This is a genomic window from Acidovorax sp. SUPP3334, assembly GCF_030159055.1.
In the GTDB taxonomy this organism is placed as follows: Bacteria; Pseudomonadota; Gammaproteobacteria; order Burkholderiales; family Burkholderiaceae_C; genus Paracidovorax.
Window position 1 is genome coordinate 83,325 of the sequence record NZ_BQXQ01000005.1, and the last position, 24,822, is coordinate 108,146.

Annotated in this window: 19 protein-coding genes and 2 pseudogenes; 10 read left to right on the forward strand and 11 right to left on the reverse strand. The window is 68.2% G+C overall.

Annotated elements, in window-relative coordinates:
* Window positions 1-500 precede the first annotated feature (500 nt).
* The 11 genes from AVHM3334_RS03870 to AVHM3334_RS03920 form a co-directional block, all read right to left on the reverse strand.
* Window positions 501-1,013, reverse strand: coding sequence for a MarR family winged helix-turn-helix transcriptional regulator (locus AVHM3334_RS03870; protein WP_284409813.1), 513 nt, complete (start codon window positions 1,011-1,013; stop codon window positions 501-503).
* Between the two features lie 300 nt (window positions 1,014-1,313).
* The gene (locus AVHM3334_RS03875; protein WP_284409815.1) at window positions 1,314-1,733 is read right to left on the reverse strand and encodes a response regulator; all 420 of its coding nucleotides are present in this window, start codon (window positions 1,731-1,733) and stop codon (window positions 1,314-1,316) included.
* Between the two features lie 33 nt (window positions 1,734-1,766).
* Window positions 1,767-4,019: an ATP-binding protein gene (locus AVHM3334_RS03880; RefSeq protein ID WP_284409816.1), complete on the reverse strand. Its 2,253-nt coding sequence runs from the start codon at window positions 4,017-4,019 to the stop codon at window positions 1,767-1,769.
* Window positions 4,016-4,657, reverse strand: coding sequence for a biliverdin-producing heme oxygenase (locus AVHM3334_RS03885; RefSeq protein WP_284409817.1), 642 nt, complete (start codon window positions 4,655-4,657; stop codon window positions 4,016-4,018). The genes AVHM3334_RS03880 and AVHM3334_RS03885 overlap by 4 nt, the downstream gene beginning before the upstream one ends.
* 210 nt (window positions 4,658-4,867) lie before the next feature.
* Complete coding sequence (locus AVHM3334_RS03890) at window positions 4,868-7,552, reverse strand: ATP-binding protein (RefSeq protein ID WP_284409819.1); 2,685 nt, start codon at window positions 7,550-7,552, stop codon at window positions 4,868-4,870.
* A 10-nt stretch (window positions 7,553-7,562) separates the two neighbouring features.
* On the reverse strand, window positions 7,563-9,542 hold the full coding sequence (locus AVHM3334_RS03895) for a hybrid sensor histidine kinase/response regulator (protein WP_284409821.1): 1,980 nt from the start codon (window positions 9,540-9,542) through the stop codon (window positions 7,563-7,565).
* 3 nt (window positions 9,543-9,545) lie between these two features.
* A complete protein-coding gene (locus AVHM3334_RS03900; protein WP_284409822.1) occupies window positions 9,546-10,469 on the reverse strand; it encodes a sensor histidine kinase in 924 nt (307 codons plus the stop codon).
* Between the two features lie 20 nt (window positions 10,470-10,489).
* Window positions 10,490-11,548 (reverse strand): anti-sigma regulatory factor, encoded by a 1,059-nt coding sequence (locus tag AVHM3334_RS03905; RefSeq protein WP_284409823.1) that lies wholly within the window; start codon window positions 11,546-11,548, stop codon window positions 10,490-10,492.
* Window positions 11,539-11,943: an anti-sigma regulatory factor gene (locus AVHM3334_RS03910; protein ID WP_284409824.1), complete on the reverse strand. Its 405-nt coding sequence runs from the start codon at window positions 11,941-11,943 to the stop codon at window positions 11,539-11,541. Before AVHM3334_RS03910 ends, AVHM3334_RS03905 begins: the two co-directional genes overlap by 10 nt.
* Complete coding sequence (locus AVHM3334_RS03915) at window positions 11,933-12,307, reverse strand: STAS domain-containing protein (protein ID WP_284409825.1); 375 nt, start codon at window positions 12,305-12,307, stop codon at window positions 11,933-11,935. The genes AVHM3334_RS03910 and AVHM3334_RS03915 overlap by 11 nt, the downstream gene beginning before the upstream one ends.
* Window positions 12,308-12,321: 14 nt before the next feature.
* Window positions 12,322-13,164 (reverse strand): STAS domain-containing protein, encoded by an 843-nt coding sequence (locus tag AVHM3334_RS03920; RefSeq protein WP_284409826.1) that lies wholly within the window; start codon window positions 13,162-13,164, stop codon window positions 12,322-12,324.
* A 579-nt stretch (window positions 13,165-13,743) separates the two neighbouring features.
* Between AVHM3334_RS03920 and AVHM3334_RS03925 the strand changes: the two genes are divergently transcribed.
* From AVHM3334_RS03925 to AVHM3334_RS03970, 10 genes and pseudogenes are all read left to right on the forward strand, one after another.
* Window positions 13,744-14,712: an ABC transporter substrate-binding protein gene (locus AVHM3334_RS03925; protein WP_284409827.1), complete on the forward strand. Its 969-nt coding sequence runs from the start codon at window positions 13,744-13,746 to the stop codon at window positions 14,710-14,712.
* Window positions 14,713-14,732: 20 nt separating this feature from the next.
* On the forward strand, window positions 14,733-15,614 hold the full coding sequence (locus tag AVHM3334_RS03930) for an ABC transporter permease (RefSeq protein WP_502869845.1): 882 nt from the start codon (window positions 14,733-14,735) through the stop codon (window positions 15,612-15,614).
* The gene (locus AVHM3334_RS03935) at window positions 15,611-16,396 is read left to right on the forward strand and encodes an ABC transporter ATP-binding protein (RefSeq protein WP_284409828.1); all 786 of its coding nucleotides are present in this window, start codon (window positions 15,611-15,613) and stop codon (window positions 16,394-16,396) included. The genes AVHM3334_RS03930 and AVHM3334_RS03935 overlap by 4 nt, the downstream gene beginning before the upstream one ends.
* A 23-nt stretch (window positions 16,397-16,419) precedes the next feature.
* Entirely contained in the window at window positions 16,420-17,211 is a 792-nt protein-coding gene (gene hutC, locus AVHM3334_RS03940; RefSeq protein ID WP_284409829.1) for a histidine utilization transcriptional repressor HutC, read from the forward strand.
* Window positions 17,212-17,265: 54 nt separating this feature from the next.
* Window positions 17,266-18,849 carry a histidine ammonia-lyase gene (hutH, locus tag AVHM3334_RS03945; protein WP_284409832.1) on the forward strand — a complete coding sequence of 528 codons (1,584 nt, stop codon included), beginning with the start codon at window positions 17,266-17,268 and terminating at the stop codon, window positions 18,847-18,849.
* Between the two features lie 13 nt (window positions 18,850-18,862).
* Complete coding sequence (gene hutU, locus AVHM3334_RS03950; RefSeq protein ID WP_284409834.1) at window positions 18,863-20,653, forward strand: urocanate hydratase; 1,791 nt, start codon at window positions 18,863-18,865, stop codon at window positions 20,651-20,653.
* Window positions 20,654-20,775: 122 nt separating this feature from the next.
* Window positions 20,776-21,492: pseudogene (locus AVHM3334_RS03955) on the forward strand (IclR family transcriptional regulator); the annotation flags it as partial.
* Between the two features lie 6 nt (window positions 21,493-21,498).
* Window positions 21,499-21,813: pseudogene (locus AVHM3334_RS03960) on the forward strand (HutD family protein); the annotation flags it as partial.
* 171 nt (window positions 21,814-21,984) lie between these two features.
* On the forward strand, window positions 21,985-23,265 hold the full coding sequence (hutI, locus tag AVHM3334_RS03965; protein ID WP_284409836.1) for an imidazolonepropionase: 1,281 nt from the start codon (window positions 21,985-21,987) through the stop codon (window positions 23,263-23,265).
* Between the two features lie 3 nt (window positions 23,266-23,268).
* Window positions 23,269-24,789 (forward strand): formimidoylglutamate deiminase, encoded by a 1,521-nt coding sequence (locus tag AVHM3334_RS03970; protein ID WP_284409838.1) that lies wholly within the window; start codon window positions 23,269-23,271, stop codon window positions 24,787-24,789.
* The last annotated feature ends 33 nt before the right edge of the window (window positions 24,790-24,822 follow it).

Consider the following 24,822-nt stretch of genomic DNA (forward strand, 5'->3'; position numbering starts at 1 on the left):
AGCGGGCCTCCGCACCTCGGGTACGCGCACAAAAGCATTGGAAAGACCGTAGCGGTACCCTTCCAATGCCTTTGCCGCGCGCTCGAGGCGGGGCGATCCTTCTGCCGTCACCGCCACCGCGCGCCATGGCGTCTGTCCGATCACGCTGCCTGAGCGGCAAGCGTTTCGTTGGATGCGTGAGCGGGGATGGGGGTGCATGCAGAGGGTCCAGAAACCCATCTTCTGTTGCGTTGCAACAATAGGTTGCAGGAAGTTCCTGCCTGCAGATGTAGGTAGCTGCCTACACGGCTCAGCCGTTGTCTCGGCGACGGCCAGGCCCGTGAAGTGCAGCGGCGCCTCCAGGAAGCGTGCACTTTTTCACAAGCGAAACATGTCGTGCTTCACAACGCTGCGTCAACCCGTTGCCAGCATGTACAGCGAGCCCTGCAGATGCCCCTCTGCCGGCTGGCGATAACTTTAAAGGGGTTTGCTATTAATTTAATAGCTACATGCCGGCGGTTTTATTGCGCTGGAGGCTGATTTGACTGTGCAAGGTGGCGGGTGGGCGCTGCCTTGTCTTCCCTGGCGGCCAGGGCTTCGGGGCTCACCCTCTGCAGCAGTTCCAGCAGCAGCGCCCATTCCGCCGCCGAATATTGCCTGCGCAGGTTGGCTTCCATGGTCATCGAGGCCTCGTGGGCCTGCTGTGCCACGGACAGCCCTTCTTCGGTCAGGCGTATGGCCTGGGCCCGGCGGTCGGTCGGATTGCGCTCGCGCACCAGCAGTCCCCGGCCCTGCAACCTGCTCACGACCAGGGTGAGGTTGGGCGCGCTCAGGCTGAGCGCCTGCGCCAGTTGGCGTTGGGACAGGCCATCGCCCGGCATCAGCATCATGAGCAGGGAAAACTCCACCGGGCGCAAGTGCATGGGCTCGCCAATCGCCTGGAAAAAAGCACGGTGGGTCGCGACACGGGCTTGGGCCAGCGAGTAGCCCAGCAGGTGCAAGACGGCGGAAGGATCGACGGGAGATTCATGCATGGAGGGTTTCCGGCGTCGAGTGTAAGAGTCCATACAGTTCCGGCCAGTCCGGCACAAGACACTGAACGAGGCTCCAGGACACCCGGGGCAACGCCGGCCTTGTGGGTCGGCGCTACCGTTTCGAGGGGGCGGCGGATCATTGCGATGCGAGGGGACGGCCGCTGTGCCAAACCAGGGCTGAGCGGGGCCCGGCAGTCAGAAAACATCCGCCGTGAAGCGACGCATTATCGCCACGGGCGCCATCGTTTGCTGACGGTGCGGCTTCGAGGGCAATGCGGTGTACGTCCGCGTGAGGTAGCGCTATCCGTTCCGCTGCCCCAACTGCGCTGCGCACGAGGCGATCAGGGCATCGAACGTGTCGAACGCGAGAGGTTTGGCCAGCACGTGGTCGAAGCCCGCGAGCTGTGAGCGCTCCAAGGCGCCCAGCCCGGTGATGGCGATGGCGATGCACGGCCGCCCGCCCGCTGCCGCGCGCAATTGCGGGACCAGTTGCGTGCCCAGCATGTCGGGCAATTGCTGGTCCACCAGCAGGAGGGATGAAGGCCGCTGCGCCATGAGCTGCAGCGCCTGACTGCCGCTGTGGGCCATGCGAACGGTGTAGCCCTGCATGTCCAGCAGGTCGCTCAGCAGCTCGGCAGCGTCGCGGTTGTCGTCAATGATGAGAATGTCTGCTGGCATACGGGAGGCTTCGCCGACGGCGCGGTGTCGTGTGAGGGCCATCGAACAATGGGATTCAATAGCCGCTTTCTGGGGCTATTGTGCCCGGCCCTGCAGCGGAAACCGCACGATGAAGACGACATGGGGCGATCGGTATTCGTAGGCGATGGTGCCGCCGTGGCCCAGAACGATCTGGTGGGCGATGTACAGCCCCAGGCCCATGCCCGAGCGGTTGCGGGAGTTGCCTCCCGAGGACGCCTTGAACGGGCTGAACAGGTTGCTGGCGATCTCGTCGGCAATGGGTTCGGCCACATTGCGCACCGCGATTTCATGCCATTCCTCCGTGGCGCTGGCATGCACCTCGATGGGCTGCCCGCTCTGGCCGTGGTGGCGGGCATTGCTGATCAGGTTGACCAGCACCTGCGCGATGCGGTCGGCATCGACCTGCGCCTTCAGCGATGCCGGGATGGTGCCCATGATCTCCGTGCCAGGGTGGGCGGTGCGCGCTTCGTCGATGAGGTCGTTCAGCATGGCGACCAGGTCCACCTCGGTCCGCTGCAGGTCCAGGCCCAGTCCGCTTTGCAAGCGCGACATGTCCATCACCTGGCTGACGAGCCGCTGCATGCGGCTGCTCGACGACTGGATGCGCTGGCCGATCCGGCCGGCCCGGCCGTTGTCCGCGCCGCCTTGCTCCAGCACCCGCGCCGCCATGCTGATCGAGTGCAGCGGGTCGCGCAGGTCATGCCCGAGCACGGCCATCAGCTGATTGCGCGTGCGGTTGATTTCGGCGGTGCGCGCGTTTTGCACCCGCACCAGCTCGTCCAGCAGTTGCCGGGCCACATCCAGTTCCAGCGTGCTCCAGTGTTCCGCGGTGGAGCGCACCGTTTCCTTCCAGAGATCGAACGAACCGCGCGGAGTGAGCCGAGGCCCCAGCGGGCCGGGCCGGACTTCTTTCTCGGGCTTGCCGCCCCAGTGGATGGTTTCGATCTGCTCTTTGCGCAGAAAGACCAGCCAGCCCTGCCGGTCCCGGTCGAAAGGAATGCCCAGCACCCCGCACCAGGGCGACGTCGCCCCTGCCAGCGCCGGCGCGTCCAGCGGCAGCGATTGGGTATGGAACAGCCGCTCCTGCGCCTGGGCCGCGGGCTCGGCAGCCAGCCATTGCACGATGGCGCGGCCCGCCGGTTCAGACACTTCGCCGAAGACCTGCAGCTTGGCGCCGTGCGCCACCAGTGCCCCGTCGGCCCGCAACACCGCGGCCATTTGGGGAGCGTGTTGGGTCAGGGCGGTGAATTCGTCGTCGGCGTGCAGCACGTCTTCGAGAATGCGCGTGCGTGCAGCGGCCGCCTGCTGCAGCCGCTCCGCATGCGATCGCGTGGAGGTGCTCTGGATGTTCGCCGACAGAACCTGCGCGATCACGTCGCAGGCCATGCGCACGCTGTAGGGCACTTGGCGGGGCGACATGTGGTGGCATGCCAGCAGGCCCCAAAGCTGCTCGTTGATGACGATCGACACGCTCATCGATGCGCCCACACCCATGTTGGACAGGTATTCGATGTGGATCGGCGACACGCTGCGCAAGATGCTGCCGCTCAGATCCAGCGGCAGGGCGCCGGCTTCCTGCAGCAGCGGCACGGTGGCCGATCGCACGTCGGCGATCAGCCGCAGGGTGTTGGCCACGTACAGCCGGCGCGCCTGCGCGGGAATGTCGCTGGCGGGATAGCGCCGGCCAAGGTACGGATCAAGCGTGTCGATGCACGACTCGGCCACCACCTCGCCGCTGCTGTCGTGGCGGAAGCGGTAGGCCATCACCCGGTCGAAGCCGGTCAGGGCCCGCAATTCTTCGGTGGCCAATTGCAGCAGCTCGCGAACGGCGCGCGGGCGGCGCAGCTTCTCCATGGCGCGGTGGGCTTGAACGGCAAAGCCGGCCAGTTCGCCGCTGGACTGGTGCCGAAGCTCGAACTCGGCCATCAGCATTTCGCTGCCCACATGCAGGACGACGTCGAAGCGGCGGTCGCCCACTTGCAACTCGCCCGGCATGGGGACGTCCTGTTCACCCCTCAAGGCCAGCACGCCGTCCCGCAGCAGTTCTTCAATCGCCGGGCAGAGCCCGCCCCGGCTTTGTTCCAGCGTCTCTCCGACCGATACCGCGCAGTCCAGCAGAGACTCCACATTGGCGCCCACATGGCGGACTACGCTCTCGCGGTCCACGGCGATCAGGGTGCCGTGGTTTTGAATGCTGCCGGGCAGATGGATGGGCTCGCGGTCGCAGTTTTCGAGCGTGGTGGGCGTGCCCGCCGTGGTGGAGGCGGTGGATGGGTTGGACGCGGTGGACTCGGGAACCTGGCTCATGCGAAAACCCCGTTGTCCTGAAATTCCCGCTGCAGGCTCTCGAAGCCGGCACGGGCGCCCGCACCGGCTGCGCGGATGCAGAAATCGCTCTTCACGCTGGCGTTCAGCAGCAGGGTGAATCGCTTCCAGCGATCCCCCGTGGCCGACCCCGCTCCCTGCAGGTAACGCAACGGGTGCGGTGCCAGACGGGAAGCAAGACGCCGAAAGAGGAGTTGCCCCCCCAATTGCGAGCCTTCGACGACGTAGGCCAGTCCCCAGCACACGGCAGCGTGGCCCGCTGGCCCGAAGGGTGCAAGGGCTTCTTCCACCAAAGCGCAAGTGCATTCGCTGATGCCTGCGCCATCAGGGGCGGGAGGCGAATGGGCATCATGGGCATCATGGGCATCATGGGCATCCTGCGTGTCCCGATGCAAGGCGTCCAGGCGGGCCGGGTCGGCAAAGCGAAAGCCGGGCGCCAGCGGCTCCAGCGTGGACAAATGCGGGTAAAGCGCCCTGAGCCATGCGCTCAAGGCCAGCGTGTGGTGCCGGTAATCCTCCAGCGTGGCCTCGTCACGGCCCAGCGGCAAGCCGGCGTCTAGCCTGGCATGCGGTGCCTTGGTGACAAGGCGCAATGCCGCCAGGCAGTCGGTTTCCGGCACCGGGGCGCCTGGCAAAGGGGAAAGTCGCTGTGACACTGAGGGAGGGCAGGGGGATCGGGTGGGAGCGGAGTGAGCCGCCGGCAGATTCTAGAGGCTCGGCGCGCCCCTGCTGCCAGCAGGGAAGCCGCTTCGTGCCATTGCCGACACGGCGGCATTTCGAGCGGCCTCGCCAAGGACAGAGGGGTCAGGTAGGGGCGTGCAGGCCGAACCTCAAGCCGGGGCGATCATCCCCTGCACACGCCGCGCCAGCGCATCCAGCGTGAACGGCTTGGTGAGCACCTGCATGCCACGCTCCAGGTGGCCGTTGCCCACGGCGGCGTTCTCGGCATAGCCGGTGATGAACAGGATTTTCAAGTCCGGCCGGTACACGCGGCCGCTGTCGGCCATTTGCCGGCCGTTCATGCCGCCCGGCAGTCCGACGTCGGTGATCAGCAGGTCCAGGTGCGTGCTGGACTGCAGCACCAGCAGGCCTGACGCTCCGTCCTGCGCTTCGATGGTGTCGTAGCCCATCTCCTGCAGCACCTCCACCACCAGCGAGCGCACGCTGGGTTCGTCATCCACCACCAGCACCGTGCCCGACCCCTTGCCGCCGGCGGCCGAGGGCAGCGAAGGCAGGTCGGAATCCTGCGCCGGCGTTTCGTGCCGCGGCAGGTAGATGCACATGGTCGTGCCCATGCCGGGCTCCGAATAGGCCCGCACCTGGCCGCCCGATTGCCGCGCGAAGCCATACACCATCGACAGCCCCAGCCCCGTACCCATGCCGATGGGCTTGGTGGTGAAGAAGGGCTCGAACACGCGGTGGATGATGTCGGGCGACATGCCGGTGCCGGTGTCGGTCACGCACAGCGACACGTACTGGCCCGGTGGCAGGTCCCGGTCCAGCGATGCGCGCTCGTCCATCCACTTGTTGGCGGTCTCGATGGTGAGGCGGCCGCCACCCGGCATGGCATCGCGCGAATTGATGCACAGGTTCAGCAGGGCGCTTTCGAGTTGGTGCGGATCGACGTGCGTGGTCCACAACCCGACGGCGCCGACCACTTCCAGTTCGTTTTCCGGGCCGATGGTGCGGCGGATGAGCTCCTCCATGCCTTTCACGAGCCGGTTCACGTCGGTGGGTTTGGGGTCCAGCGTCTGGCGGCGCGAAAAAGCCAGCATGCGATGGGTGAGCGAGGCCGCCCGCTTGGCAGCGCCCTGGCCCACGCTCAAATAGCGCTCCAGGTCGTCGTAGCGACCCTGCCCGACGCGGCGGTGCAGCAGTTCCAGGCTGCCCGTGATCGTGGCCAGCAGGTTGTTGAAATCGTGCGCGAGGCCCCCCGTCAGCTGGCCGACGGCCTCCATCTTCTGCGACTGGCGCAGCGCTTCCTGCGCGACTTCGCGCTCGCGCGACTCGGTGGTCAGGCGCTCCAGGGCGTCCTCGACCTCGCGCGTGCGTTCGGCCACGCGCGCTTCGAGGTGGCGGTTCAACGCACGCAGTTCCTTCTCGGCCACCACCTTTTCCGTCACGTCGTAGCCCTCGGCGAAGACACCGTTGACCTCGCCCTGCGCGTCGACCGTGGGCTGGTAGATGAAGTCCAGGTAGCGCTCTGCCAGCGGCATGTCGGGCTTTTGCTGGATCAGCACCTTGAGCGCCTGGGCGATGTACGGCTGCCCAGTGCGATAGACCTGGTCCAGCAGTTCGTACGGCCCCTGGCCTTCCAGCTCGGGCAGGGCCTCGCGAACGGGCTTGCCCTCGACGCGGCGGTGTCCGATCAACTGCACATACGAGTCGTTGACGAACTCGAACACGTGCTGCGGTCCGCGCAGCACGCACATGAATCCCGGCGCTTTCTGAAACAGGCTGCGCAGGCGATCGCGCTCTGCCGTGCTTTCCTCCAGCACCTCGACACCCGCCAGCCGCGAGGCGATCTGGCCGGCCACCAGTTGCACGAAGGCCATCGCCTCCCCGTCGTGCATCGGCCGATGGGGGTTGGCACCGCACACCATGAAGCCGGCCGACCGTGCACCTCCCTGCGCCGCCAGGGCCACCACGAACGCGGCGCGCGCCTGCGTGTCCCAGTCGCCCGTGGGCACGTCGTCCGCCAGTGCCAGGGGCACCGTGAAAGACGTTTCGCCGGCGTGCAGGCGGTCTAGGTGCCAGGGCCCCTGCGATTGCGGCGCCAGCACCACGGGGGCCAGCCGGTGGCCCCGTTCGATGCCTGCGTTGCAGGCGAGGTGCGCCGCGCCGGAGGCGTCGTACAGGTACACCATGGAAAACGGCAGGTCGCGCTGGGCCCGGCCCATGAGTTCGCACGCTGTGTCCAGCACTTCCTGGCGGCCGTTCACGGCCGTGAGCGCTGCGCCCAATTCGCGCAGCAGGCGCAGGCGCCTTTCGCTGAGCACGCGTCCCGTGTCCTCCGACACCGCGCAGAACAGGCCGCCGACCTGGCCGTTGTCACCATGCAAAGGGCTGTACGAGAAGGTGTGATAGGTCTCTTCGAGATAGCCCGCGCGGTCCAGCAGCAGCATCAGCGAGTCGTCCCAGGTGGACTCGGCACGCTCGTACACCGCGTGCATGCGGTCTTTCACCTGGTCCCAGATTTCGGCCCACACCTGCGCAGTCGGCCGGCCCAGTGCTCTCGGGTGCTTGGCGCCCAGGGTGGGGCGGTAGGCATCGTTGTAGAAAAACGCGATGTCCGGCCCCCATCCGAGCCACATCTCGAAGCGGGACGTCAGCAAAATGCGCAGCGCCACTTTCAGGGTTTCCGGCCAGAACTCCGGCGATCCGAGCGGGGTTGCCTCCCAGTCGTGGCGCCGCATGAGCTGCGCCATTTCGCTGTCGCCGACGAAGATGTGGGCAAAACGCGCGCTGCCAGGGGCCGGGGTGCCGGCCGCAGCGGGGGCGGGGATGGAGTTCATGGACACAGGGCTAGCGCGAATCGGTCAGTCGGTTGATGGTGGCCATCAGCGCGTGGGGCTGCAGCGGCTTGCCGAGATGGGCGTCGAATCCCGCCTCCAGCGCGCGCTGCGCGTCCTGCGCGCGTGCGAACGCCGTCAGGGCGACGGCGATCGGCGCGGCCTTGCCCTCGGGCAGCGGCATGGAGCGCAGGGTGCGAACAAGGTCGTAGCCGTCGCGCCCGGGCAGGCCGATGTCGCACACCAGCACGTCGGGCCAGCGGTCGGCCAGTGCGAGCATGGCGGCGTCGTAGTCCCCTGCCTCGCGCAGCCGGGCGCCGCCGTCGGTCAGCACCACGGTGAGCATTTCGCGCGCATCGGGATGGTCTTCGACGATGAGAATGTCCAGGCCCGCCAGGGGCCGGTCGTGCATGGGCGGATCGATGAGCGCATCGTCGCTGCTGGAGGCCGCCAGCGCCAGATCGCCTCCCTTGTGGTCCACCGGCAGCGTCACCTGCATGGTGGTTCCGCGGTCCAGCCCGGCGCTCGTGGCCTTGGCTCGGCCGCCGTGCAGTTCGGCCAGTTGCTTGACGATCGACAGCCCCAGGCCCAGGCCGCCGTGGCGCCGGTTGTCCGGCGAGTCGCTTTGCGTGAAACGGTCGAACAGGTGGTCGATGAATTCGCTCGCGATGCCCCGGCCGTAGTCCTGCACCGAAAGGTGCAGCACGCCTTTTTCACGCCGCAGGACCACGTCGATGCGCGCGCCGTCGTGCGAGAACTTGATGGCATTGGTCAGCAGGTTCCAGAAGATCTGCTGAAAGCGCGTCGGGTCCAGCCAGGCCGGGGCGCTGGCGTCGTGTTCTTCCAGCTCGACGCTGAGGTGCTTTTCGCGGATCGACGCCTGCAGGGCATCTATGGCGGAGCGCACCACGTCGGCAGGGTTGATCCACTCCCGCTCCAGGTGCAGCTTGCCGCTGTTGATGCGCGAGACGTCCAGGATGTCGGAAATGATGCGTGCCTGCGCCTTCACGTTGCGGTGGATCGAATCCAGCCCCTTGAGCAATTCGGGCGTGCCGCCCCGGCGCTTGAGGATGTGCACCCACCCCGCAATGGCGTTGAGCGGTGTGCGCAACTCGTGCGACAGCACGGCGATGAAGTCGTCCTTCGTGCGGCTCAGCCGCTCCGCCGTGGCGCGGGCTGCCTGCTCGCGCTCCAGCACGTCCTGGCGGCGCGAGTCCAGCTCCATGCGCTCCGAAATGTCGGCCGCCATCGCCATGCGCAAGCCGGGCTCCACGTGGGCGGAAATGCTCCATTCCAGGTACACCCAGGTCCCGTCGGCGCGCTGCAGGGGAAACTCTCCCTGCCAGGGCTCGCCGCGCTCGCCGCCCACGGTTTTCTCGGTGACGAAGTCCAGCCACCCGGGCGGCGCGAAGTCGCTGATGGGATGGCCCAGCAGCTCGTCCCGCGAGCGGCCCAGCATGCGGGTCATGGCGGGGTTCACGTCGGTGAACCGGCCGTCGGGCTGGATCAGTCCGATGCCCGCCAGCGCCTGGCTGTAGATGGCCCGAAAGCGTCGGTCGCTGCGGCGCAGGCCGTCTTCGGCCATGCGCGCGCGGATCAGCGCCTGCAGCGTGCCCACGAGCACCGCCGGCTCCACCGGGTGGGTCAAATAGGCGTCTGCCCCTGCGTTCAGCCCGGTCACGCGGTCTTCGCTGTGCACATGGGCCGCGGACAGGTGCATCACCGGCAGCAGCGCCGTGCCGTCTTGCTGGCGGATGACGCGGCAAACCTCGAATCCGTCGATGTCGGGAAGGTGCACGTCCAGCACCACGGCCGACACGTCGGTCGCGGCCAGGCGGATGGCTTCGGTGCCGGTATCGGCTTCCACGGTCTGAAAGCCCGCAGCGCGAATCACCCGCACGGTGGAGTAGCGGGTGACAGGGTTGTCGTCCACCACCAGCACGGTGTGTGCCGTGCGGTCGATGGTCGTATGGATGGCGCTGACGTCTTGCATGCGCTACTCTTTCTGGCTGTCCTGCGGCGTGCTGGTGGGAGAGGACTCATTGCCTGGCAGGCGCAGCGGCAGCGTCAGCGAAAACACCGAGCCCACGCCCGGCGTGCTCTCCAGCGCCACGGTGCCGCCGAGCAGTTCGGCCAGCTGCCGGCTCAGGGCCAGTCCCAGGCCGGTGCCCCGCAGGCGCTTTTGCAGCGACGAGCCGATCTGCGTGTAATCTTCGAACACGCTCGCCTGGAATTCCGGAGCGATGCCGATCCCCGTGTCCGCCACGGCAAAGCACACCCGCTCTCCTTCCAGGTTCGTCACCGACACGCGGACCTCGCCGCGCGGCGTGAACTTGAGCGCGTTGGAGATGAAGTTGCGCAGGATCTGCGAGAGCTTGCGGTCGTCGGTGTACAGCGGTGGAATCCCGTCGGGTTCTTCGAAATACAGGTTGACGTCCGGATTGGTCAGCACCGGCTTGAACATTCCGCGCAGCGCCTGGAACAGGTCCAGCATCTCGAACCATGCGGGGGAAATGTCCACGCGGCCGGCCTCGATCTTGGCCAGGTCGAGCAGGTCGTCCACCATGTCGGAGAACTCGCTGGCCATGCTCTGGATGAAGCCCACCTGGCGGGCCTGCTCCGGGTTGAGCGGCCCGTCCACATGGTCGGCCAGCAGGCGCGCGATGCTGCGGATGGAGTTGATCGGCGTGCGGAACTCGTGGCTCATGTAGGCCAGAAAACGGCTCTTCATGGCCGTGGCGTCACGCAGTTGCTCGGCCTGCTCGTCGAGCTCGGAATACAGCGCGACCACACCGTGGTTGGTGTCCTCCAGCTCGGCGCGCAGGTCGTTGATCTCCTGTTGGCTCGCGGCCAGTGCGGCCCGCAGGTCTTCGATCGATTCCTGCGTTGCCTCCGAGGGAACGGGGGAGGTGCGGTCCATGGGGGTTTTCTGGCTTTCGGTCACTGGGTGTTCTGAACCACGACCACGGTAGCATCGTCCCGGGCGCGGTGGTGGTCGCGCAGCAGCACGGCCGCGACCAGCGTGGGGTCACTGCCCAGCAGGCGCTGGATGGTGGAGGACTGCCAGCGGGTTTCGACGCCGTCGCTGTGCACGATCAGCAGCGCATAGGGGGGCAGGTCGGTCGTGGTTTCCTGGGGGCGGCGCATGGTCATGCCCACGGTGCCGTGCTGCGTGACGATGGACCGGTCCGACAGGCCCGACACCACCCGCGCCACCACGTTGCCCACGCCGGAGCTGACCACGGTGGCGGCGCCGGTATCGACCCGCAGGCAGCACACCGCCGCGCCGCGCGTGGTCTGCAGCTCGACGTGCATGTGCTCCAGCTGCTCGCGCAGGCCCCCGAACGGAGCGTCCAGAAACACTTGCGCCGCAGCGCCGGAGGCCTTCGCCGCCTCGCTGCCATGCCCCAGGCCATCGGCCACGAAAAGGGCGGCGCGCGGCCCGTCCAGCGCGATGGCCCATGCATCGCCGCACACGCTTTCGCCCGCCAGCGGCAGCCGGATGGCGCCCACCCGCAAGCTCTGCGGCGCGGCCGCCGGGCCGTCGGCCGTCTCCTTGCGCTGGCGCACGCGGGCCACGCAGGCCGTGCCCTGCGGCACGGAGGAATGGATGTCGAAGTCGTCGGCCAGCCGCTTCACCGCGCCCAGCCCCGCGCCTTGCGTGCCGCCGGTCGAATAGCCGTCGCGCATCGACAGCGGAAGGTCGTTGATGCCCGGTCCGTGGTCGATGGCGATCACCTCCACCAGACCCAGCGCGGGCACCGCCGCGATCAGCAGCTGTCCTTCATGGGCGTGCAGGTGCAGGTTGTTCGCCAGTTCGGTCACCACGATGGACAGGCGACCGCTGTCGGTGTCGTCCCAGCCCAGTTCGGCGCTGGCATGCGCAGCAAAGCGCCTCGCCTCGCCCACGCGGCTCGCATCGCCCATCGGAAAGGCCGTATGGGTCCATCCCATCAGCAGCCGGGGGCTGTTGCCCGTGGCGGCCGCTGCTACTTCCATTTGGTGATGCTCACGCGCGTGCCTTCTCCCGGCACCGTGTGGACGTCGAACTCGTTCACCAGCCGCTTGCTGCCCGGCAGGCCCAGGCCCATGCCGCCGCCCGAAGTCCACCCGTCGGTCAGGGCGAGCTTCAAATCGGGTATGCCGGGGCCCGTGTCTTCGAAATGCAGTTGCAGGCCATGGCGGCCCTGGCGCTCCAGCGTCTCCCAGCGCATCTGGCCGCCACCGCCGTGCACGAGCGTGTTGCGCGACAACTCGCTGGCTGCGGTGATGAGCTTGGTCTGGTCCACCAGCGAAAATTTCAGCTGCGTGCAGAGAACGCGAACGGTCTGCCTGCACAGGATAATGTGCTGCTCCGAGGCGATCGGCAGCGTGCCCGCCGGTTCAGCGGACAAGGCCATGCTCCTGGCGGATGCGGCCGAGCAGCAGCATCCCGCGTTCCACGTTGAGCGCCGTGCGCACGCCTTCCAGCGACAGGCCCAGCTCGACCAGCGTGATCGCCACGGCCGGCTGCATGCCGACGACGACGGTGTGGGCCGAGAGGATGCGTGCGATACCCGAGATGGTGCTGAGCATGCGGCCCACGAAGGAGTCCACGATCTCCAGCCCCGAGATGTCGATCATCACGCCGGTGGCGCCGGTCTTGGCGATGCGGTCGGCCAGGTCCTCCTGAAGCACCAGGGCGGTCTGGTCCTGCATATCGACCTGGATGGTCACGAGCAGGGTCTCCCCCATGCGGAGGATGGGAATGCGGTCCATGGCGGTGCTCCGGCTCAGTCGGCGCGCGCGATGCGCCAGCCGGTTTTCTGCAGGGCCAGCGACAGCGCATCCGCCAGGTTGGCGCGGGTGTGGATGCCTTGCAGGTCGATGCCCAGGTGCACGATGGTCTGTGCGATCTGCGGGCGGATGCCGCTCACGATGCAGTCCGCGCCCATGAGGCGGATGGCCGCCACGGTCTTGAGCAGGTGCTGCGCCACCAGCGTGTCCACGGTGGGCACGCCGGTGATGTCGATGATGGCCAGTTCCGATTCGGTATCCACGATGCGCTGCAGCAGCGTTTCCATCACGACCTGCGTGCGGTTGCTGTCGAGCACGCCGATCATGGGCACGGCGAGCACGCCTTCCCACAGCTTCACGACGGGGGTGGACAGCTCCAGCAGTTCTTCCTGCTGGCGTCGGATGATGTCCTCGCGCGCCTGCTGAAAGGTGTTGGCGGTGCGCTGGGCGAGCTGGTCGATCAGCGAAGTGGCGGACCACAGCGCCTGGCCCAGTTCTCCGGCTGCCGGCACCTTCTGCTGCAGCAGCGTGAACAGCGGCTTCTTCATGGCTTGAAGAAACACGGTGGTGTCGCCGGCCGTCTGGCCACGGGATGCGCGCGAGCGCGAAAGGGATTCGAGCGCCTGGTTCAGGTCTTGCCAGGCAGGGCCGTTGGCGCCCTGCGCATCGCCGCCGGCCTGCAGCGCGCTGCGCAGCAACTGCAGCAATTCGCGGGCTTCTGCCACGGTGGCGCGTTGGTGGTTGGAATCGTTGGAACCCGCTTCTGCCAGCCACTCGTCGAGGATGGCGGTTTCTTGGGTTTCCAGCAGGGAGAGAAGGGCCGGATGTTGCTGCTTCATGGCCGTGCGCTTTGTGAATGAAGGCAAATTCTAACGGGCCAGGGCTTCGCGGCCGTTGGGGCGGACCCGGCCAGAAACCGGTTTCCACCAGGGTGTCGTGCGCTTGCACAGGGGTGGGGCAGGGCGGTGCCCAGTTGCACCAGCGCGGGCCGTGGAGAGTGGAGGCGACCCGCCCCCCCCGATGGGTGCCCGCCCGCACGAGGGATGGAGCGAATCGGTGCGGCCCCGTGTCCAGCGCTTCAAAGCGAAAATGCCGCCCGCCGCAGTATTCAATGGGTGTATTGCTATAAAAAATATAGCAATTAAGGGCCGAAGGTCTGGATTGGCTGCTTTCGCCCCGCTTCCGAAGAAGGCCGCAGGCCCCGATCTTGCATCGGGTTTCCCACCGGAATACAGGGCGACACCCCGCCCGATTTTCCGGCTTCCCGCCTGGTGGGATTGCGGGTCCGAATATCGGGCTTCTGCGTACTAACCCTGTATAGACAGGCCTGTCGCACCGCCATCATCCGGGCGTCGGAGCAGCACGGTGCGTGCCCCTGGCGGGTGCGCGACTCGATCTTTTCTTGTGAGGAGCAGATGATGGGCCGATCGGTTGTGAAAATGGTGTCGCTGGCCGTCGCGGGCGTCGGTGTGATGGCGGGGCTCGCGGGCCCGGCCCAGGCGCAGGACGTGAAGATCGCGCTGGGCATGTCCGGCTGGACGGGTTTTGCACCCCTCACGCTGGCCGACAAGGCGGGCCTTTTCAAGAAGCACGGGCTCGATGTCGAGCTCAAGATGATTCCGCAAAAGGATCGCCACCTGGCCCTGGCCTCCGAGGCCATCCAGTGCGCCGCCACCACCGTGGAGACGCATGTGGCCTGGAACGCCAACGGCGTGCCGATCGTGCAGATCTTCCAGATGGACAAGTCCTACGGCGCCGACGGGCTGGCCGTGCGCAACGACGTGAAGGGCTTCGCCGACCTGAAAGGCAAGACCATCGGCGTGAGCGCTCCAGGCACCGCGCCGTACTTCGGCCTGGCCTGGATGCTGAACAAGAACGGCATGACGCTCAAGGACGTGAAGACCGTCTCGCTGGAGCCGCAGCCCGCCGCGCAGGCGTTCGTCTCCGGCCAGAACGATGCTGCCATGACCTACGAGCCGTATCTGTCCACCGTGCGCGCCAACCCGCAGGCCGGCAAGATCCTCGCCACCACCATCGACTACCCCATGGTGATGGACACCGTGGGCTGCTCGCCCACCTGGCTCAAGGCCAACGCCAAGGCTGCGCAGGGGCTGGCCAACGCCTATTTCGACGCGCTCGAGATGATCAAGGCCGACCCGGCCAAGGCCAACGAGATCATGGGCTCGGCCGTCAAGCAAAGCGGCGAGCAGTTCTCCAAGTCGTCGGCCTACCTGCGCTGGCAGGACAAGGCGGCCAATCAGAAGTTCTTCGCGGGCGAGCTGATGCAGTTCATGAAGGAGTCGGTGCCGATCCTGCTGGAGGCCGGCGTGATCCGCAAGGCGCCTGAAAAGCTCGAAGCCACCTTCGACGCGCGCTTCATCCAGTGATGGCACGGGAGCCTGCCAACATGTCCGCAACGTCCGCCGTCCCCAGCCCGTCCACCGTGTCTGCGGGGGGAGGCGGTGCTGCCCCCGCCGCGACGCGGGTGGCGCGCACGGCCGGGGGGCGCCGCTCCATGGCGCCCCTCGAACCCGTCAGCCCGCGCGCCCGCTGGGTGCTGGGCCTGTCGTTCTTCGCCGTGTTCATCGCGGTGTGGTCGTTCTTCACGCTGGGGGGCTTCGTGTCGCCCACTTTCCTCGCCAGCCCGATCACCATGCTCAAGGAAGGCGGTCTGCTGTTCACCGAGTACGGCTTTCACAAGGACATCGGCATGACCGTGTGGCGGGTGCTGGGCGGCTTCGTGCTGGCGGCCGTGGTCGCCGTGCCGCTGGGCATCGCGATGGGGGCTTGGAAGCCGGTGGAGGCGTTCTTCGAGCCTTTCGTGTCGTTCTGCCGCTACCTGCCGGCGTCGGCCTTCATCCCGCTGCTCATCCTGTGGGCGGGCATCGGCGAGGCGCAAAAGCTGCTCGTCATCTTCATCGGCTCGGTGTTCCAGATCACGCTCATGGTGGCCGTGACCGTGGGCAGCGCGCGCCGCGACCTGGTCGAAGCCGCCTACACGCTGGGCGCGGGCAACACGGGCATCGTGCGCCGCGTGCTCATCCCGGGCGCGGCGCCGGGCATCGCCGAAACGCTGCGGCTGGTGCTGGGCTGGGCCTGGACCTACGTGATCGTGGCCGAGCTGATCGGCTCGTCCTCCGGCATCGGCCACATGATCACCGACAGCCAGGCGCTGCTGAACACCGGGCAGATCATCTTCGGCATCATCGTGATCGGCGTCATCGGCCTGGTGTCCGACTTCGCTTTCAAGGCGGTCAACCGCCGCCTCTTCGCCTGGAGCACGCTATGACGGCACCCATGCTTTCGGTGCGCGGCGTATCGCGCACCTTCGCCGGCACGCGCGGCCAGGCCACGCAGGCGCTGCTGCCGGTGGATTTCGAAGTGCGCGAGAACGACTTCGTCACCATCCTCGGGCCGTCCGGCTGCGGCAAGTCCACGCTGCTGCGCATCGTGGCGGGGCTGGACTTTCCCACGACGGGCGAGGTGCTGCTGGACGGCCAGCGCATCGACGGGCCGGGCGCCGACCGCGGCATGGTCTTTCAGAGCTACACGCTGTTTCCCTGGCTGACCATCGCGCAGAACATCCGTTTCGGCCTGCGCGAGCGCGGCATGCCCGAGGCGCAGCAGAAGGAACGCGCCGACTATTTCATCGCCAAGGTGGGCCTGCGCGGCTTCGAGCAGCACTACCCCAAGCAGCTGTCGGGCGGCATGCAGCAACGCACCGCCATTGCCCGCGCGCTGGCCAACGACCCGAAGATCCTTCTGATGGACGAGCCCTTCGGCGCGCTCGACAACCAGACCCGCGTGCTCATGCAGGAGCTGCTGCTGGGCATCTGGGAGGCCGAGCGCAAGACGGTGATGTTCGTCACGCACGACATCGACGAGGCGATCTTCATGGCCAACCGCGTGGCGGTCTTCAGCGCCCGGCCGGGCCGCATCAAGACCGAGCTGGCGGTGGACCTGCCGCACCCGCGCCACTACACCCTCAAGACCACGCCCGAGTTCATGGACCTGAAAGCGCGGCTGACCGAGGAGATCCGCGCCGAGTCCATGGCCGCGGACCTGCATTGAGCCGCGCAAGGACTGCCGACCCCATGAACGCCGCCGTTCCCCGCGCCGAGGCCGACGCCGTGGCGGCGGCCTCCGTGGCCCCGCCCTCTGAGCCGGCGCTCGCGCTGTATCAGCAGGTCAAGGACTTCATCGCCCGCAAGATCCAGGACGGCTCCTGGCGCGCGGGCGACCGGCTGCCGTCCGAGAGCGAGCTGGTGATGCAGTTCGGCATGTCGCGCATGACGGTCAACCGCGCGCTGCGCGAACTGTCCGAGCAGGGCCGCATCGTGCGGGTGGCGGGCGTGGGCAGTTTCGTGGCCGAGGACAAGCCGCAGTCCACCTTGCTGCAGATCGCCAACCTGGCCAGCGAGATCCGCCAGCGCGGCCACGACTACCGCTGCGACGTGCTCACGGTGGAGCGCGTGTCGGCCTCGATGGAGGTGGCTGCGGCGCTGGATCTGCGCACGGGCGAGTCGGTGTTCCATGCGGTGTGCGTGCACCGCGAAGACGGCGTGGCGGTGCAGCTGGAAGACCGCTACGTGAACCCGCGCGTCGTGCCCACCTTCGCGCAGCAGGACTTCACGCGGCTGCAGCCCTCTGAGTTTCTCGTGCGCAACGTCCCGTTCGACCAGGTCGAGCATGTGGTCGATGCCGTGCTGCCCACGCTGGAACAGGCGCAACTGCTGGGCATGGAGCCCGCGCAGCCGTGCCTGCTGCTCACCCGCCGCACCTGGAGCCGCGGCGTGCCGGTGACCATGGTGCGCTGCCTGCACCCCGCTTCGCGCTACCGGCTGGGCAGCCGCTTCCGGGCCGACGGCAACCCCGTGTTCGGCTAGGCCCGCGCCACCGTTTTTTCGCTCACACCCACTTGTATATACAGGATGACCTTTATGACCCCAACGTCGGTTTCTTCTCTTGAAACCCTGGTGCTGCGCCCCGGCCGCGTCACGCTGGCCGAGCTGCGCGCCTTGAGCGCTGGCGGCGTTCGCCTGTCGCTGGACCCGTCGGCGCTGGCCGGCATGCAGGCCTCGCAGGCCACGGTGCAGCGCATCGTCGATGAAGACCAGGTGGTCTATGGCATCAACACCGGTTTCGGCAAGCTCGCGAGCACGAAGATCGCCCACGGCCGGCTGGCCGAGCTGCAGCGCAACCTGGTGCTGTCGCACAGCGTGGGCACGGGCGATCCGCTGCCCGATGCGGTGGTGCGCATGGTGCTGGCCACCAAGGCGGTGAGCCTGGCACGCGGCCACTCCGGCGTGCGGCCCGAAATCGTCGATGCGCTGCTGGCCCTGGCCAATGCCGACGTGCTGCCCGTGATTCCGGCCAAGGGCTCGGTCGGCGCCTCGGGCGACCTGGCGCCGCTGGCCCACCTGGCCTGCGTGCTGATCGGCGAGGGGCAGGCCAAGGTACGGGGCCGCACGGTGCCGGGCCGCGAGGCCATGGCCGCCATCGGCTGCGAGCCTTTCGTGCTGGGCCCCAAGGAGGGGCTCGCGCTGCTGAACGGCACGCAGGTGTCCACCGCGCTGGCGCTGGCAGGGCTCTTCGGCGCCGAGAGCGTGTTCGCGGCCGGGCTGGTCTCCGGCGCGCTGTCGCTCGAAGCCATCAAGGGGTCCGTCAAACCGTTCGACGCGCGCATTCACGAAGCGCGCGGCCAGCCTGGGCAGATCGCGGTCGCCGCCGCCGTGCGCGCGCTGCTGGAGGGCAGCGAGATCGATCCCTCGCACCCGAACTGCGGGCGCGTGCAGGACCCGTATTCGATCCGCTGCGTGCCACAGGTGATGGGCGCGTGCCTCGATAACCTGCAGCATGCCGCCCGCGTGCTGCAGATCGAGGCCAATGCCGCCTCTGACAACCCTCTGGTGTTCGCCGAGACGGGCGACGTGATCTCCGGCGGCAACTTCCACGCCGAGCCCGTCGCGTTTGCGGCCGACATCATCGCGCTGGCGGTGGCCGAGATCGGCGCCATTTCGGAGCGGCGGCTTTCGCTGCTGCTGGACACGGGCCTGTCGGGCCTGCCGGCCTTCCTGATCCGCGACAGCGGCGTGAATTCGGGCTTCATGATCGCGCAGGTCACCGCCGCGGCGCTGGCCTCCGAAAACAAGTGCCTGGCCCACCCGGGCAGCGTGGACAGCCTGCCCACCTCGGCCAACCAGGAAGACCACGTCTCCATGGCCACCTACGCTGCGCGGCGGCTGACCGACATGGTGCGCAACACCGCAGTGGTCGTCGGCATCGAGGCCATGGCCGCCACGCAGGGCATCGACTTCGACCGCGTGCCCGCGCCCGCCGCGTGGCTGAAAAGCTCGCCGCTCATCGAAGCGCAGATCGCCGCGGTGCGTGCCCGCGTGGCCTTCCTGGAGCGAGACCGTTTTCTCGCGACCGACATCGAAGCCATGCGCGAATGGGCCCAGGAGTCCGCCTGGCCCGCCCCCGTGACCGCCTGCCTGCCCAGTTTTCTCTCCCAGATTTCGTGAAGGAGCCTTTGCCATGAACGCCAACGACGCCATCCTCTCCACCGCCGCAGCTGCCACTGCCGACGCAACCACTGCCGACGCAGCCACCGCACCGGCATCGCAGGGCGCCGCCCCGCTCGCGGACCCGCGCCACGACCCCACGCGCGTGATCCGCGCCCCGCGCGGCAGCCAGCTGAACTGCAAGAACTGGCTGGCCGAAGCGGCCTACCGCATGATCCAGAACAACCTGGATGCCGAGGTGGCCGAGCGCCCGCAAGACCTGGTGGTGTACGGCGGCATCGGCCGCGCCGCGCGCGACTGGGCCTGCTACGACCAGATCCTGTCGTCGCTCAAGGTGCTGGAGGCCGACGAAACCCTGCTCATCCAGTCCGGCAAGCCGGTGGGCGTGTTCAAGACGCACGAGAACGCGCCGCGCGTGCTGCTGGCCAATTCCAACCTCGTGCCCAAATGGGGCACCTGGGAGCATTTCAACGAACTGGACCGCAAGGGCCTCTTCATGTACGGCCAGATGACGGCCGGCAGCTGGATCTACATCGGCAGCCAGGGCATCGTGCAGGGCACGTTCGAGACCTTCGTCGAGGCCGGCCGCCAGCACTACGCCAACGACCTGTCGGGCAAATGGATTCTCACGGCGGGCCTGGGTGGCATGGGCGGCGCGCAGCCGCTGGCCGCCACCCTGGCCGGCGCCGTCTCGCTCAACATCGAGTGCCAGCAAAGCAGCATCGACTTTCGCCTTCGCACCCGCTATGTGGACAAGCAGGCGCGCGACATCGACCACGCGCTGGAATTGGTCCAGCAGCATTGCAACGCCAGGGAGGCCGTGTCGATCGCGCTGCTGGGCAATGCCGCCGAGGTGCTGCCGGAGCTGGTGAAGCGCGCGAAGACCGGCGGTTGCAAGCCCGACCTGGTGACCGACCAGACCTCCGCCCACGACCTGATCCATGGCTACCTGCCCGCCGGCTGGACGGTGCCGCAGTGGCAGGCCGCGATGAAAGACCCCGCACAGCACGCTGCGTTGACCCAGGCCGCCGCCCGGTCGTGCGCGGTGCATGTGCAGGCCATGCTGGACTTCCAGGCCATGGGCATTCCCACGGTGGACTACGGCAACAACATCCGCCAGGTGGCGTTCGACGAGGGGGTGAAGAACGCCTTCGACTTCCCCGGCTTCGTGCCGGCCTACATCCGCCCGCTGTTCTGCGAGGGCAAGGGCCCGTTCCGCTGGGTGGCGTTGTCCGGCGACCCGGAAGACATCTACAAGACCGACGCCAAGATCAAGGAGCTGTTCCCCGACAACCACCACACGCACCGCTGGCTGGACATGGCGCGCGAGCGCATCGCCTTCCAGGGCCTGCCCGCGCGCATCTGCTGGCTGGGCCTGGGCGAGCGCCACAAGGCGGCCCTGGCCTTCAACGAGATGGTCAAGAGCGGCGAGCTGAAGGCGCCCATCGTCATCGGCCGCGACCACCTGGACACCGGCTCGGTCGCCAGCCCCAACCGAGAGACCGAGGCCATGAAGGACGGCACCGATGCGGTGAGCGACTGGCCCCTGCTGAACGCGCTGCTCAACACCGCCGGCGGCGCCACGTGGGTGAGCCTGCACCACGGCGGCGGCGTGGGCATGGGCTACTCGCAGCATGCCGGCGTGGTCATCGTGGCCGATGGCACGCCGCAAGCGGCCGCGCGCCTGGGCCGCGTGCTGTGGAACGACCCGGCCTCGGGCGTGATGCGCCATGCCGATGCCGGCTACGACATCGCGGTGACCACTGCGCGCCGGCAGGGCCTGAACCTTCCCATGGTGCGCTGAGGCGCAGGCGAGGGCGCCGGAAAACGGAATTTCGCCACGGTGCGAGAAAAAAGGGGAACCCCATTCCCAATGGCCGGGAATGGGGTGTGTCCAGCGGGGGCCCTTCCTTCGATACTGAACGCATGACCCAAAGTGCATTGCCCGGCACCGTTGCCACGTCCGACCGCGTGCTCCATGTGCTCGCCGTGCTGGCGCAGCAGGGCAGGGCCATGTCGGCCGCCGAACTCATGGAACACACCGGCATGGCGCGCAGCACGCTGTACCGGCAGCTCGCGCGGCTCAAGCGCTGGGGCTTCGTGCTGGAAAGCGACGGCGGCTATGCGCCCGGCCCGCTGAGCCTGCAGCTCGCTTTGGGGTTTGACCTCGCATCCCATCTGGTGCGACAGGCCCGCCCCGGCATGGTGGAGCTGTCGCAGCAATCGCAAGAGAGCGTCGGCCTGATCGTCGCGGTGAACGACCAGGCCATCTGCCTGGACATGGTTGAGAGCCACCATTCGCTGCGCTGCTCGTTCGAGAAAGGCCGCAGCGTGCCGCTGCGCGCAGGCGCCTCGGCCAAATGCGTGCTCGCCCATCTGCCCACCACGGCACGCGATGCGGTGCTGACCGGCCAGTGGGGCGCAGGCACGCCCGAGCGCGAAGCCGCGCACCAGGAATTGGAAGCGATCCGCCAGGCGGGTTTTGCGACCAGCGAGAGCGAGGTGGACCCGGGCGTCTGGGGCTGCAGCGTGCCGCTGTTCGGTGCGTCCCGCCAGGCCGCCGGCGCCATCACGCTGATGGCGCCCAACGTGCGGGCGCAGGGCCAGGAGGCCGCGCTGATCCGCATGGTCGTCGTGGCGGCCATCGACTGCATTCCGCTGGGCGGCGCATCGACCGACTTCAATCTCATGCTGCGCCACGGCCGTTGGCAAGGTGCCGTGCAGGTGCTGCAAAACGCCTGCGTGCCAGGAAGCACGCCGGCCGGCCTGTGCATGGTGCTGTCCGGCCGTTGGCAATGGGGCGGCGAAACGATGGAGGCGGGGGAGGGGCTGTGGTGGAGCACCGCCGCCCCACCGAGCGCCCACGCCGCGCTGCAGCCGCTGGCCAGCAGTGCCGACACGCCGGCCATCGCCTGGGTGGCGCTGGTGCCGGGGTTTCAGCCCAATCGGCCTCTGGCGCAATAAAAACTAGGGGGTATTGCTATTGAAATAATAGCAATTGCTTGAAGGATATCGCTGGCGTCACGGCGCCGGTCCGGGTTCGATCCGGTGTGTGGGTCTGGGTCAAAAAGGCCTCCAGCGCAATAATCACTAGGGGAGGCAGCTATGCCTTTCATAGCAAACAAGGGAAATGACATGACGGTGCCATTCGACGAGTTTTCCAAAGCCCCCAGCGCCGATGGCGTCTGGCACGGCCTGCATCTGGCGCCGGGCCTGGCGGTGCCTGACGTGCCCGTGGCTGACGGTGTGCCGGCCGCGTTGGTGGTGGAGCAGGGCGCCATCCGCTGGGTCGGCCCCGAGGCCGCCGTGCCCGCCGCCTACGCCGCCTTGCCTCGGCATGCCGCGCGCGGCGCCCTGGCCACGCCCGGGCTGGTGGACTGCCACACCCACCTGGTCTACGGCGGCCAGCGCGCCAACGAATTCGCCATGCGGCTGGCCGGCGCCACGTACGAAGAAGTGGCCCGGGCAGGCGGCGGCATCGTCTCGTCGGTGCGGGCCACGCGCGACGCCAGCGAAGACGCATTGTTCGACCTGGCCCTGCCGCGCCTGTCGGCATTGCTCGACGAAGGCGTGTGCGCGATCGAGATCAAATCCGGCTACGGCCTGTCCACCGAGCACGAGCGCAAGCAACTGCGAGCTGCGCGGCGTCTGGGCGAGGCCACGGGCACCACGGTGCGCACCACGTTCCTCGGGGCGCACGCGCTGCCGCCCGAATACGCCGGCCGCAGCCAGGACTACATCGACCATGTCTGCCAGGCGATGCTGCCTGCGCTGGCGGCCGAAGGGCTGGTCGATGCGGTGGACGTGTTCTGCGAGCGCATCGCGTTCACGCTCGCCGAAACCGAGCAGGTGTTCCAGGCGGCGCAGCGGCTGGGGCTGCCCGTCAAGCTGCATGCCGAGCAGCTGTCCGACATGGGCGGCGCGGCGCTGGCCGCGCGCTACGGCGCGCTGTCGTGCGACCACATCGAGCACCTGTCCGCCGACGGCATCGCCGCCATGAAGGCGGCCGGCACCGTGGCCGTGCTGCTGCCGGGCGCCTACTACACGCTGCGCGATACCCACCTGCCGCCCATCGCACAGTTGCGCGAGGCCGGCGTGCCCATGGCCGTCTCGACCGATCACAACCCTGGCACGTCGCCCGCCTTGAGCCTGCTGCTCATGGCCAACATGGCGTGCACGCTGTTCCGCCTGACCGTGCCCGAGGCGCTGGCCGGCATCACCACGCACGCCGCGCGCGCGCTGGGGCTGCAGGATTCGCACGGCCTCATCGCCGCGGGGCGGCCTGCCAACTTCGTGCTCTGGCCATTTGCCGAGGCGGCGGAGCTGGCGTACTGGTTCGGCCACAAACCCGCGCGCACCATCGTGCGGCAGGGGCGCATCGCCAAGGGCGCGTTTCCGTCCAGCCAAGGGGTTTAGCCGATGCGCGACGTCAACGCTTCTTCCTCCGCTTCCCCCGCTTCCTCGTCATCTTCCTTCGCTTCTTCTTTCTCGTCCCCTCACGGGCTGTCCCGGTCCGCGCCCGCATCGCCGGCCGGATCGCTGTTCGCACCGCACGCGTTGCTGCCCGGCGGCTGGGCGCGCGACGTGCTCCTGCAGTGGGACGCATCGGGCCGCCTCGCCGCGGTGGCACCGGGCAGTGCGCCGGGCGCGGCGCCACAGGCACCGGGGCCGGTCATTCCCGGCATGCCCAACCTGCACTCGCACGCCTTCCAGCGCGCTTTTGCCGGCCTGACCGAATACCGCGCGCCGCAGCCCGACGGCAGCCAGGACAGCTTCTGGAGCTGGCGCAACCTGATGTACCGCTTCGCCGCGCGCACCACGCCCGAGCACCTGGAAGCCATCGCCACCTGGCTTTACGTGGAGATGCTGGAGGCCGGCTACACATCGGTGTGCGAGTTCCACTACCTGCACCACGACGCCTCGGGTCAGCCCTATGCCGACGACGCCGCCATGTCGATGGCGCTGTTGCGCGCCGCGCAGACGGCGGGCATCGGCATCACCCTGCTGCCCGTGCTGTACCAGACCAGCGGCTTCGGCGCACGGCCCCCGCGCGAAGACCAGCGCCGCTTCATCCGCAGCACCGACAGCATGCTTTCCCTGCTGGAGCGGCTCGCACCCGCCGTGCTCGCCCAGGGCGGCGTGCTGGGCATGGCGCCGCACTCGCTGCGCGCCGTGCCGCCGGACAGCCTGCGCGTGGCGGTGGAGGGCCTCACCGCGCTCGTGCCGCAGGCGCCGGTGCATATCCACATCGCCGAGCAGACGCAGGAGGTGGACGACTGCATCGCCTGGAGCGGCCAGCGCCCGGTGCAGTGGCTGCTGGGCCATGCGCCGGTCGATGCGCGCTGGTGCCTGGTGCATGCCACGCACATGACGCCGGACGAATATGCGGGCGCGGCGCGCAGCGGCGCCGTGGCCGGCCTGTGCCCGACCACCGAGGCCAACCTGGGCGACGGCCTGTTCGAGCTGCCGCGCTGGCTCGCGGACGGCGGCCGCTGGGGCGTGGGTTCCGACAGCCATGCCTGCGTGAACGCGGCCGAAGAGCTGATGCTGCTCGAATACGGCCAGCGGCTGGCGCTGCGCCAGCGCAACGTCCTGGCCAGCCGCGCCCACCCTGAGGTCGCGACCGCCATGACCCTGCAGGCCGTGCAGGGCGGGGCACAGGCCAGCGGCCGCTGGGCCGATGGCCGGCAGGCCGGCATCGCGGTGGGCGAGCGTGCCGATCTGGTGGCGCTGGATGCGGCGCACCTTGCGCTGCAGGGGCTGCCACCCGACAGCATGCTGGGCGCGCACGTGTTCGGCAGCCACCGCACTTCGGCCCTGCACAGCCTGTGGACGGCCGGCACGCCCCGCGTCGTCGCGGGCCGCCACGCCCTGCACGAGCGCGCCGCTGCTGCCTTCGTGGCCGCACGCAATGCCACCATCGCCGATGCAGGCCGGTAGCCATCCGCATCAGGCCTGTCCGATCCCGGCCGA